8 protein-coding genes are annotated in these 11,883 nt (G+C 54.8%); all 8 read left to right on the plus strand.

Annotation, left to right across the window (positions count from 1 at the left end; translation table 11 throughout):
• The coding region (gene ftsK, locus KP80_RS12715) for a DNA translocase FtsK (RefSeq protein WP_052284016.1) at window positions 1-2,802 on the plus strand (2,802 nt) is incomplete at its 5' end.
• A 122-nt stretch (window positions 2,803-2,924) separates the two neighbouring features.
• Window positions 2,925-3,536, plus strand: a complete 612-nt coding sequence (gene lolA / locus KP80_RS12720; RefSeq protein WP_052284017.1) for an outer membrane lipoprotein chaperone LolA — start codon at window positions 2,925-2,927, stop codon at window positions 3,534-3,536.
• 9 nt (window positions 3,537-3,545) lie between these two features.
• Complete coding sequence (rarA, locus tag KP80_RS12725; protein WP_052284018.1) at window positions 3,546-4,889, plus strand: replication-associated recombination protein RarA; 1,344 nt, start codon at window positions 3,546-3,548, stop codon at window positions 4,887-4,889.
• A 92-nt stretch (window positions 4,890-4,981) separates the two neighbouring features.
• Window positions 4,982-6,274, plus strand: a complete 1,293-nt coding sequence (serS, locus tag KP80_RS12730; RefSeq protein ID WP_052284019.1) for a serine--tRNA ligase — start codon at window positions 4,982-4,984, stop codon at window positions 6,272-6,274.
• Window positions 6,275-6,473: 199 nt separating this feature from the next.
• Complete coding sequence (dmsA, locus tag KP80_RS12735) at window positions 6,474-8,918, plus strand: dimethylsulfoxide reductase subunit A (RefSeq protein ID WP_052284020.1); 2,445 nt, start codon at window positions 6,474-6,476, stop codon at window positions 8,916-8,918.
• Window positions 8,919-8,928: 10 nt separating this feature from the next.
• Complete coding sequence (locus tag KP80_RS12740) at window positions 8,929-9,546, plus strand: DMSO/selenate family reductase complex B subunit (protein WP_052284021.1); 618 nt, start codon at window positions 8,929-8,931, stop codon at window positions 9,544-9,546.
• 1 nt (window position 9,547) lies between these two features.
• Window positions 9,548-10,411, plus strand: a complete 864-nt coding sequence (locus KP80_RS12745) for a dimethyl sulfoxide reductase anchor subunit family protein (protein ID WP_052284022.1) — start codon at window positions 9,548-9,550, stop codon at window positions 10,409-10,411.
• Window positions 10,412-10,674: 263 nt separating this feature from the next.
• Complete coding sequence (locus tag KP80_RS12750) at window positions 10,675-11,826, plus strand: MFS transporter (protein WP_052284023.1); 1,152 nt, start codon at window positions 10,675-10,677, stop codon at window positions 11,824-11,826.
• The last annotated feature ends 57 nt before the right edge of the window (window positions 11,827-11,883 follow it).

Consider the following 11,883-nt stretch of genomic DNA (forward strand, 5'->3'; position numbering starts at 1 on the left):
ACAGAGCCACAGCAGCCCGCTTACGAGCAGCCGCAGTACGCACAGCCACAGCAGCCCGCTTACGAGCAGCCGCAGTACGCACAGCCACAGCAGCCCGCTTACGAGCAGCAGCAGTACGCACAGCCGCAGCAGCCAGCCTACGAACAGCCGGCTTATCAGGAACCTCAGCACGCTCAGCCAGAAATTCCTGCGTATGAGCCACCGTATGCTGCTCAGGATCCGATCGCACCAACACATACCGCTGAGCCAGAACCGGCTGTAGAAGAAGAAATTAAACCCGCTCACCGTCCACCGCTTTACTATTTTGAAGAGGTGGAAGAGAAGCGGGCGCGTGAACGCGAGCAACTGGAGGCTTGGTATCAGCCTATCCCTGAACCATTAGCACCGGTTGAACAACGTGGTGTCTTCCCCTCGACAACTGCTTCGGTCTCCGTACCTGAACCTACGGCTGCCGTTGCACCGGTCGCAGCAAGCGTCCGTCATGCATCTGCTGCTACAGGCGTGGCCGCAGCCGCGGCAGCCGCATCAGCACCGTTATTTAGTCCAGCTGATGGCCCTCGTCCGCAGGTGAAAGAGGGCATAGGCCCGAAACTGCCACCACCGAACCGCGTACGTGTCCCAACGCGCCGTGAACTGGCATCTTATGGCATTAAACTGCCTTCGCAGCGCATGGCAGAAGAGCGCGCAGCGCGAGAAGCCGAAAATTATCAGCATGAAGACGCTGATAATCTCATAGACGATGATGCTGAAGCCCTGCATCAGGATGCGCTGGCCCGTCAATTTGCCGCGTCTCAACAGTCTCGCTACGGCGAAAATCATCTTAATGATGATGAAATTGGTGAAGAAGAGGATGCAGATACCGCAGCGGAAGCCGAACTGGCCCGCCAGTTTGCCGCTTCACAGCAGACTCGCTATTCCAGCGAGCAGCCGCAGGGGGCACGCCCATTCTCCGCTGAGGATTATGAATTCTCGCCGATGAAAACGCTGGTTGATGACACGCCGAAAGCGCCGCTGTTTACACCAGGCGTGATGCCGGAACCTGCACAGCCGCAGCAACACTATCAGCAGCAGCCGCCTCAGCATGCCCAAGGCTACCATCAGCCGCAGCATGCTGCGCAGCCATCGCAATATGCGCAGTCGCAGGCACCGGTTCAGCAGCCGGTTGCTCAACCGCCGCAGTACGCGCAACCGCAGGCAACGGTGCAGCAGCAGCCACCGCAGTATGCGCAGCCGCAACAGCAGCCTGTTACGCCACCGCAGGAAAGTTTAATTCACCCTCTGCTGATGCGTAATGGTGACGATCGTCCGCTGCAAAAGCCAACAACGCCACTGCCGTCGCTCGATCTTTTAACGCCTCCTCCAACGGAAGTTGAGCCGGTCGACACCTTCGCACTGGAGCAAATGGCGCGTCTGGTTGAAACCCGCCTGGCCGACTACCGCATTAAAGCGGATGTGGTTAACTACTCTCCAGGCCCCGTGATCACGCGTTTTGAGTTGAATCTGGCGCCTGGCGTTAAGGCTGCACGAATCTCTAACCTGTCGCGCGACCTGGCGCGTTCGCTATCAACCGTTGCCGTACGCGTGGTGGAAGTGATCCCGGGTAAACCGTACGTGGGTCTGGAACTGCCGAATAAAAAACGTCAGACCGTCTACCTCCGCGAAGTGCTGGACTGCGATAAATTCCGTGATAACCCATCACCGCTGACCGTGGTACTGGGTAAAGATATTGCCGGTGAACCGGTTGTTGCCGATCTGGCTAAAATGCCGCACCTGCTGGTTGCGGGTACCACCGGTTCTGGTAAGTCGGTTGGCGTGAACGCCATGATCCTCAGCATGCTGTATAAAGCGCAGCCGGAAGATGTTCGCTTCATCATGATCGATCCGAAGATGTTGGAACTCTCGGTCTACGAAGGCATTCCACATCTGTTGACGGAAGTAGTAACCGATATGAAGGATGCTGCCAACGCCTTGCGCTGGAGCGTCAACGAGATGGAGCGTCGCTACAAGCTGATGTCCGCTTTGGGCGTGCGTAATCTGGCTGGCTATAACGATAAGATTGCCGAAGCGGCTCGTATGGGACGTCCAATTCCGGACCCATACTGGAAGCCTGGTGACAGTATGGATGCTACCCATCCGGTACTGGAAAAACTGCCGTATATTGTGGTGCTGGTTGATGAATTTGCTGACTTGATGATGACCGTCGGTAAAAAAGTCGAAGAGCTTATTGCGCGACTGGCGCAGAAAGCGCGTGCCGCAGGGATTCACCTGGTACTGGCGACTCAACGTCCGTCGGTGGATGTGATTACCGGTCTTATTAAGGCCAATATCCCGACGCGTATTGCCTTTACGGTTTCCAGTAAAATTGACTCTCGCACGATTCTCGATCAGGGCGGTGCAGAGTCCCTGCTGGGCATGGGCGACATGCTTTATGCCGGTCCAAACTCGAATAACCCGGTACGTGTCCACGGTGCATTCGTTCGCGACCAGGAAGTTCACGCTGTGGTTCAAGACTGGAAAGCGCGTGGTCGTCCGCAGTATGTTGATGGCATCACCTCCGATACGGAAAGTGAAGGCGGCGCTGCAGGTTTTGACGGTGGCGAGGAGCTGGATCCTTTATTCGATCAAGCGGTGAATTTTGTTACCCAGAAGCGTAAAGCGTCAATTTCTGGCGTTCAGCGTCAGTTCCGCATTGGCTACAACCGCGCGGCGCGAATCATCGAACAGATGGAAGCGCAGGGCATCGTGAGCGAGCAGGGGCACAACGGCAACCGTGAAGTACTGGCACCGCCGCCGTTCGACTGATTGCAAAGATGGGTAAATAAGTCAAAATTAAGCATTTTCTTCTGTCACCTCGCGAAATGGCGTCATAGAGTGGGTGACAGAAGCTCTCCTGGCGGGAGCATGAGGCTATTTAAGGATTAACAATGAAAAAGTTCGCGATCACGTGTGCATTACTTTCCAGCTTTGTTGTTAGCAGCGTTTGGGCTGATGCCGCCGGTGACCTGAAATCTCGTCTGGACAAAGTGAGCAGCTTCCATGCGAGTTTTACCCAGAAAGTGACTGACGGTAGCGGTAATGCGGTACAGGATGGTCAGGGCGATCTGTGGGTTAAACGCCCGAATCTGTTTAACTGGCATATGACCCAGCCGGATGAAAGTGTTTTGGTTTCTGACGGTAAAACCCTGTGGTTCTACAATCCATTTGTCGAGCAGGCTACTGCTACCTGGCTGAAAGATGCGACCGGCAATACGCCGTTTATGCTGATTGCTCGTAACCAGGCCAGTGACTGGCAACAGTACAACATTCAGCAGACCGGTGATGATTTCGTTCTGACTCCGCGCGGCAACAATGGCAACCTGAAGAAATTCACCATTAACGTTGGTCGTGACGGCACCATCCATCAGTTTAGCGCCATTGAGCAGGACGATCAGCGCAGCAGCTATCAGCTGAAAACGCAGCAGAACGGCGCGGTTGACGCATCTAAATTCACCTTTACACCGCCGCAGGGCGTGACGGTGGACGATCAGCGTAAGTAAGAGGCATGCGTGGGCAATTTGTCGCTCGATTTTTCCGATAATACTTTCCAACCTCTGGCCGCGCGTATGCGGCCAGAAAATTTAGCGCAGTATATCGGCCAGCAGCATCTGTTGGCCGCCGGTAAGCCGCTGCCGCGAGCCATCGAAGCCGGACATCTGCATTCGATGATCCTCTGGGGGCCTCCGGGCACCGGTAAAACCACGCTGGCGGAAGTGATTGGCCGCTATGCTAACGCTGACGTAGAAAGGATCTCCGCGGTCACCTCTGGGGTAAAAGAGATCCGCGAGGCTATCGAGCGCGCCCGGCAGAATCGCAACGCTGGCCGGCGTACCATCTTGTTCGTTGACGAAGTCCACCGCTTTAACAAAAGCCAACAGGACGCCTTTCTTCCGCATATTGAAGACGGCACTATTACCTTTATCGGCGCAACCACCGAAAACCCATCGTTTGAACTCAACTCGGCGCTGCTCTCCCGCGCTCGAGTTTACCTGCTGAAGTCCCTCACGACCGAAGACATCGAGCAGGTTTTGACTCAGGCAATGGAAGACAAAGAACGTGGGTATGGCGGCCAGGATATTGTCCTACCGGATGAAACGCGTCTTGCTATTGCTGAGTTAGTGAACGGCGATGCCAGAAGGGCCCTCAACACGCTGGAAATGATGGCCGACATGGCGGAGCTTGATGCCAGCGGCAAGCGCGTGTTGCAGCCGCAGCTGCTGACGGAAATTGCCGGTGAGCGCAGCGCGCGTTTTGATAACAAAGGCGATCGCTTCTATGACCTGATTTCTGCACTGCACAAATCGGTACGCGGCAGTGCGCCTGATGCAGCCCTTTATTGGTATGCACGCATTATCACCGCCGGCGGCGATCCGCTCTACGTTGCACGACGCTGTCTGGCGATTGCTTCAGAAGATGTGGGTAATGCCGATCCGCGAGCGATGCAGGTGGCTATTTCCGCCTGGGATTGTTTTACCCGCGTCGGTCCTGCTGAAGGGGAACGGGCAATCGCCCAGGCGATTGTTTATTTGGCCTGTGCGCCGAAAAGTAACGCAGTTTATACCGCATTTAAAGCGGCAATGGCCGATGCCCGAGAACGTCCGGATTACGACGTGCCGGAACATTTGCGTAATGCGCCGACCAAACTGATGAAAGAGATGGGCTATGGGCAGGAATACCGCTATGCCCACGATGAGCCAAATGCCTATGCGGCGGGAGAAGAGTATTTCCCCAGCGAAATGGCGCAAACTCGCTACTATCGTCCAACGAATCGGGGTCTTGAAGGCAAGATTGGCGAAAAGCTCGCCTGGCTCGCTGAACAGGATCAAAATAGCCGCACAAAACGCTACCGCTAGCGCAGGCGTTGCGGTAATGTTGTCAATGTACCTCTGCGACCGCGGGCTGCGGTCGCATACTCCACTTTCAATTCGATAAGCATAGGATAAGCATGCTCGATCCCAATCTGCTGCGCACAGAGCCAGACGCAGTCGCAGAAAAACTGGCACGCCGGGGCTATAAGCTGGATGTAGATAAACTTCGCGCTCTTGAAGAGCGTCGTAAAGTACTGCAGGTAGAAACTGAAAATCTGCAGGCAGAGCGTAACTCGCGATCGAAATCCATCGGCCAGGCGAAAGCACGCGGGGAAGACATTGAGCCTTTACGCCTGGAAGTGAACAAGCTTGGCGAACAACTTGATGCCGCAAAATCTGAACTGGACGTTCTGCTGGCTGAAATTCGTGATATCGCGCTGGCGATTCCGAACGTTCCTCACGACGATGCTCCGGTCGGTAGAGATGAAAACGACAACGTTGAAGTCAGCCGCTGGGGTACCCCGCGTGAATTTGACTTTGAAGTTCGCGACCACGTGACGCTGGGTGAAATGCACAGCGGCCTGGATTTTGCCGCGGCGGTTAAACTGACCGGTTCACGTTTTGTGGTGATGAAAGGCCAGATCGCCCGTATGCACCGCGCATTGTCGCAGTTCATGCTGGATCTGCACACCGAACAGCATGGCTATAGCGAAAACTATGTACCTTACCTGGTTAACCACGATACTCTCTACGGTACCGGGCAACTGCCTAAATTCGCCGGCGACCTGTTCCATACTCGTCCACTGGAAGAAGAGTCTGACAGCAGCAACTATGCGCTGATCCCGACGGCGGAAGTGCCGCTAACTAACCTGGTTCGCGATGAAATCATCGACGAAGACGATCTGCCTATCAAAATGACTGCACATACGCCGTGCTTCCGCTCCGAAGCGGGTTCTTACGGTCGTGATACCCGTGGCCTGATCCGTATGCACCAGTTCGACAAAGTTGAAATGGTACAGATCGTTCGTCCGGAAGATTCCATGGCGGCGCTGGAAGAGATGACTGGACACGCGGAAAAAGTGCTGCAGTTACTGGGCCTTCCTTACCGTAAAATTATTCTATGCACCGGCGATATGGGCTTTAGCGCATGCAAAACCTATGACCTCGAAGTTTGGGTGCCTGCGCAGAATACCTATCGTGAAATCTCTTCATGCTCTAACGTCTGGGATTTCCAGGCGCGTCGCATGCAGGCTCGCTGTCGCAGCAAGTCTGACAAGAAAACGCGTCTGGTTCACACCCTGAACGGGTCTGGACTGGCGGTAGGGCGTACGCTGGTTGCCGTGCTGGAAAACTACCAGCAGGCAGACGGCCGCATTGAAGTTCCTGCGGTACTGCGTCCTTATATGAATGGTCTGGAATATATTGGTTAATTCTAACCATGTCGAAAAAAGCGCCGCAAGGCGCTTTTTTTATGTCTGACATTGATACCGAACAATACCTCTCCTGACAGAACGTTTAATACTCCCTTCTAAGTACTACCAGCATATAAAACTACAATAACAGAATTTCGTTATATAAATAACTATATAGCGATTAGTGTTTTCAATGTCAGCAACGAAGTGAGTATCCATGAAAACTGAAACCCCCGATGCTTTACTGGCAGCCGAGGTCAGCCGCCGTGGTTTGATGAAAACTACGGCGATAGGCGGACTGGCGATGGCCAGCAGCGCGTTAACGCTTCCGTTCAGCCGTATTGTCAGCGCCGCCGACGCAATTGCCCCAGCGACCGCTGCTGAACGCATTACCTGGAGCGCTTGTACGGTAAACTGCGGCAGCCGCTGCCCGCTGCGCATGCATGTTGTCGACGGTGAGATTAAGTATGTTGAGACCGACAACACTGGTGATGATGACTATGAAGGTCTCCATCAGGTTCGTGCCTGTCTGCGCGGCCGTTCCATGCGCCGTCGTGTCTATAACCCAGACCGTCTGAAGTATCCGATGAAGCGCGTGGGTAAGCGCGGGGAAGGCAAATTCGAGCGCATTAGCTGGGAAGAAGCTTTCGACCTCATTACCGACAATATGAAGCGCTTAATCAAAGATTACGGTAACGAGTCGATTTATCTCAACTACGGTACCGGTACGCTGGGCGGAACCATGACCCGCTCGTGGCCGCCGGGAAGTACGCTGATTGCACGCCTCATGAACTGCTGCGGTGGCTATCTGAACCACTACGGCGACTACTCCTCCGCGCAGATTGCCGCAGGTCTGAACTACACCTATGGTGGCTGGGCTGATGGCAATAGCCCGTCCGATATTGAAAACAGCAAACTGGTCGTTCTGTTTGGTAATAACCCTGGCGAGACGCGTATGAGCGGCGGCGGGGTGACCTACTATCTGGAACAGGCGCGGCAAAAATCCAACGCACGCATGATCATCGTCGATCCTCGTTATACCGATACCGGTGCGGGCCGCGAAGATGAATGGATCCCTATTCGTCCGGGTACCGATGCTGCGCTGGTCTCTGCGTTGGCGTGGGTAATGATCACGGAAAACATGGTCGACCAGCCGTTCCTCGATAAATATTGCGTGGGCTACGACGAGAAAACGTTGCCTGAAGGTGCTCCGGCGAACGGTCACTATAAGGCCTATATCCTGGGCCAGGGCAGCGACGCCACGGCGAAAACGCCGGAGTGGGCTTCTACGATCACCGGGATTCCTGTTGATCGTATCGTGAAGCTGGCGCGTGAAATCGGCAGTGCCAAACCGGCCTATATCTCTCAGGGTTGGGGACCACAACGCCACGCTAACGGTGAAATTGCTACCCGTGCTATTTCGATGCTGTCAATTCTGACGGGCAACGTCGGGATTCATGGTGGCAACAGCGGTGCACGCGAAGGTTCCTATGAAGTGCCATTCGAGCGTATGCCGACGCTGGAAAACCCAATTGAAACCAGCATTTCCATGTTTATGTGGACTGATGCGATCGTACGCGGCCCGGAAATGACCGCACTGCGCGACGGTGTTCGTGGGAAAGACAAACTGGATGTACCGATCAAAATGATCTGGAACTATGCCGGTAACTGTCTGATTAACCAGCATTCTGAAATCAACCGTACCCATGAAATTTTGCAGGATGATAAGAAGTGCGAAATGATTGTGGTGATTGACTGCCACATGACGTCGTCGGCGAAATATGCCGATATTCTGCTGCCGGACTGCACCGCATCCGAACAGATGGACTTCGCGCTTGATGCTTCCTGCGGCAACATGTCCTACGTTATCTTCACCGATCAGGTCATCAAACCTCGCTTTGAATGCAAAACGATTTATGACATGACGACCGAGCTGGCGAAACGCATGGGTGTGGAGCAGAAATTTACTGAGGGAAGGACCCAGGAAGGCTGGATGCGCCACCTGTATGAAATCTCTCGCCAGACCGTACCTGAGCTGCCAGATTTCGACACCTTCCGTAAGCAAGGCATCTTTAAGCAACGCGACCCGGAAGGGCATCACGTAGCCTACAAAGCATTCCGTGAAAATCCACAGGCGAATCCGCTGACGACGCCGTCGGGGAAAATTGAAATCTATTCGCAGGAGTTGGCGAAAATCGCCGCGACCTGGGAGCTGGCGGAAGGTGATGTTATCGATCCGTTGCCGATCTATACGCCAGGTTTCGAAAACTACAACGATCCGCTTGCCGGGAAGTATCCGCTGCAGCTGACGGGTTTCCACTATAAGTCTCGCGTTCACTCAACCTACGGTAACGTCGATGTACTGCAGGCGGCGTGCCGTCAGGAAATGTGGATCAACCCGCTGGATGCGAAGAAACGCGGCATTGCGAATGGCGATCGTATTCGTATCTTCAACGACCGTGGTGAAGTGCATATTGAAGCCAAGGTTACACCGCGCATGATGCCGGGCATCGTCGCGTTGGGTGAGGGCGCCTGGTACAACCCGGATGCGGGTCGTATCGATCAGGCCGGCTCTATCAACGTGCTGACTACCCAGCGCCCATCGCCGTTGGCGAAGGGTAACCCATCGCACACGAATCTCGTCCAGGTTGAGAAGGTGTAAGGAGTAACTGATGACCACCCAATATGGCTTTTTTATTGACTCCGCCCGCTGCACCGGTTGTAAAACCTGCGAGCTGGCCTGTAAAGATTACAAGAACTTAACCCCGGACGTCAGCTTCCGCCGTATTTACGAATACGCGGGCGGTGACTGGCAGGAAGACAACGGCGTCTGGAACCAGAACGTCTTTGCTTATTACCTGTCGATTGCATGTAACCACTGTGAAGATCCGGCCTGTACCAAGGTCTGCCCGAGCGGTGCGATGCACAAGCGTGAAGATGGCTTTGTGGTTGTTGACGAAGATGTCTGCATCGGCTGCCGCTACTGCCATATGGCCTGTCCATACGGTGCGCCGCAGTACAACGCCGCCAAAGGTCACATGACCAAATGCGACGGCTGCCACGAACGTGTGGCCGACGGCAAGAAACCGATCTGTGTGGAATCCTGTCCGCTGCGCGCGCTGGACTTCGGCCCGATTGAAGAGTTGCGCCAGAAGCACGGCCAGCTGGCTGCGGTGGCCCCGCTGCCTTCTGCGCACTTTACTAAGCCAAGTATCGTGATTAAGCCTAACGCCAACGCACGTCCGTGCGGTGACACAACCGGCTATCTGGCCAACCCGAAGGAGGTGTGAGATGGGAAGTGGATGGCATGAATGGCCGCTGATGATCTTCACGGTCTTTGGGCAGTGCGTTGCCGGTGGTTTTATCGTTCTGGCGCTGGCACTGATGAAAGGTCAGTTGCCGCGTGAGCAACAGCAGCGCGTAGTGCTGAGTATGTTTGCGCTGTGGGTGCTGATGGGCATTGGTTTTATCGCCTCGACGCTACACCTCGGTTCGCCGATGCGCGCGTTTAACTCGCTGAATCGCGTAGGGGCTTCCTCGCTGAGTAACGAAATCGCCAGTGGCGCCATCTTCTTTGCGGTGGGTGGAATTGGCTGGCTGCTGGCAGTCACCAATAAGCTGTCGTGCGCATTGCGTAGCGTATGGCTGGTGGTGACGATGGTGCTGGGCGTGGTGTTCGTGTGGATGATGGTGCGGGTGTACAACACTATCGATACCGTACCAACCTGGTACAGCATCTGGACGCCGCTGAGCTTCTTCCTGACGCTGTTTATCGGTGGCCCGCTGCTGGGTTACTTGCTGCTGTGCTGGTCGGGTGTGCAGGGCTGGGCGCTGCGTCTGCTGCCGGTTATTAGTCTTGCGGCGCTGGCGGTGAGCGTGGTGGTGGTGCTGATGCAGGGCGTTGAATTGGCCTCCATTCACAGCTCCATCCAGCAGGCTTCGGCGCTGGTACCGGACTACGGCTCGCTGATGGCGTGGCGTATTGCGGCTATCGTGCTGGCACTGGTGTGCTGGGTGGCTCCGCAGCTGAAGGGCTATCAGCCCGCGCTGCCGCTGCTCAGCCTGGCCTTTGTGCTGGTACTTATCGGAGAGCTCATTGGCCGCGGTGTGTTCTACGGTCTGCATATGACCGTCGGAATGGCGGTTGCCAGCTAAGTAAAGTAAGCTGCCAGGGCGACCTCGCCCTGGCACTTTTTGTTCATGAATTTTTTCGACCGAACCTCTTCTTGCTATTTTGTCTATTTCTCAATAAAAACAAACAAATAGATTTATCTAATGATTTTGTGCCCTCGCGCTGAATAAGAAACATCAATCGTGGCATCAGAAAGCGCGTATTGGCCGTAATCAGGTGGATTGACAATGTTTTTGGCAGTGGCATGATGCGCTCGAAATCTGTCTATCCTCACGGTTTGTAGCCCATGTCCACCTATACTCGCCCAGTGCTGTTATTGCTCTGTGGCTTACTTTTATTGACGCTGGCGATCGCGGTATTAAACACGCTCGTCCCGCTCTGGCTCGCCCATGAAAATCTGCCTACCTGGCAGGTGGGGATGGTCGGCTCGTCCTATTTTACCGGTAACCTGGTCGGTACTATGCTGACCGGACGTCTGATTAAGCGGCTGGGATTCAACTTCAGCTATTACATTGCTTCGCTTATCTTTGCCGCTGGCTGTGTAGGGCTGGGCTTTATGGTGGGCTTCTGGAGCTGGATGTTCTGGCGCTTCATCGCAGGTGTTGGCTGTGCCATGATCTGGGTGGTGGTAGAAAGCGCGCTGATGTGTAGCGGGACGTCACGTAACCGTGGGCGTCTGCTGGCTGCATATATGATGATGTACTATATCGGCACCGTGCTGGGTCAGCTTATCGTTAGCAAGCTGCCGACTGATATGGCGACCATTTTGCCGTTGATGACTGGGGTCGTATTGGCCGGGATTCTGCCTTTGCTGTTCACCCGTATTCTGAACCAGCAGAGCGAACCGCAGGACGGCACGACGCGTGTCTGGCCAATGTTCAAACTGCGGCAGGCGCGTTTGGGCGTCAATGGCTGTATTATTTCAGGTATTGTGCTGGGGTCGCTGTATGGTCTGATGCCGCTGTATCTTAACCACCGCGGTGTGAGTGATTCAGGGATTGGTTTCTGGATGGCGGTGATGGTCAGCGCCGGTATTCTGGGGCAGTGGCCGATTGGCCGTCTGGCAGACCGTTACGGTCGCCTGCTGGTACTGCGTGTGCAGGTGTTTGTGGTGATCCTTGGCTGCATCGCGATGCTCAATCAGGCGATGATGGCGCCGGCGCTGTTTATTCTTGGTGCTGCTGGTTTCACGCTGTATCCGGTTGCCATGGCCTGGGCTTGCGAAAAAGTAGAGCACCATCAGCTGGTGGCCATGAACCAGGCGCTGTTGTTGAGCTACACGATTGGCAGCCTGCTTGGCCCAACGTTTACCGCCATGTTGATGCAAAACTATTCTGATAACCTGCTGTTTATCATGATAGCCGGCGTATCATTTGTATACCTTATGATGCTTCTGCGCAAAGCCGGTCATCATCCAACGCCTGTTGCCCACGCCTGATATTCCATGCGCGTTGTCAGCCTGACAACGCGCCTCTCCACTTATTGCCACTATACG

Origin of the sequence: Kluyvera genomosp. 1, assembly GCF_001266615.1 — a bacterium.
GTDB lineage: Bacteria > Pseudomonadota > Gammaproteobacteria > Enterobacterales > Enterobacteriaceae > Kluyvera > Kluyvera cryocrescens_A.

Bases quoted from the DNA above. Each gene is read 5' to 3' on its own strand.
- dmsA (WP_052284020.1), top strand. From the start codon at position 6,474: ATGAAAACTGAAACCCCCGATGCTTTACTGGCAGCCGAGGTCAGCCGC.
- lolA (WP_052284017.1), top strand. From the start codon at position 2,925: ATGAAAAAGTTCGCGATCACGTGTGCATTACTTTCCAGCTTTGTTGTT.
- KP80_RS12750 (WP_052284023.1), top strand. From the start codon at position 10,675: ATGTCCACCTATACTCGCCCAGTGCTGTTATTGCTCTGTGGCTTACTT.
- KP80_RS12745 (WP_052284022.1), top strand. From the start codon at position 9,548: ATGGGAAGTGGATGGCATGAATGGCCGCTGATGATCTTCACGGTCTTT.
- serS (WP_052284019.1), top strand. From the start codon at position 4,982: ATGCTCGATCCCAATCTGCTGCGCACAGAGCCAGACGCAGTCGCAGAA.
- KP80_RS12740 (WP_052284021.1), top strand. From the start codon at position 8,929: ATGACCACCCAATATGGCTTTTTTATTGACTCCGCCCGCTGCACCGGT.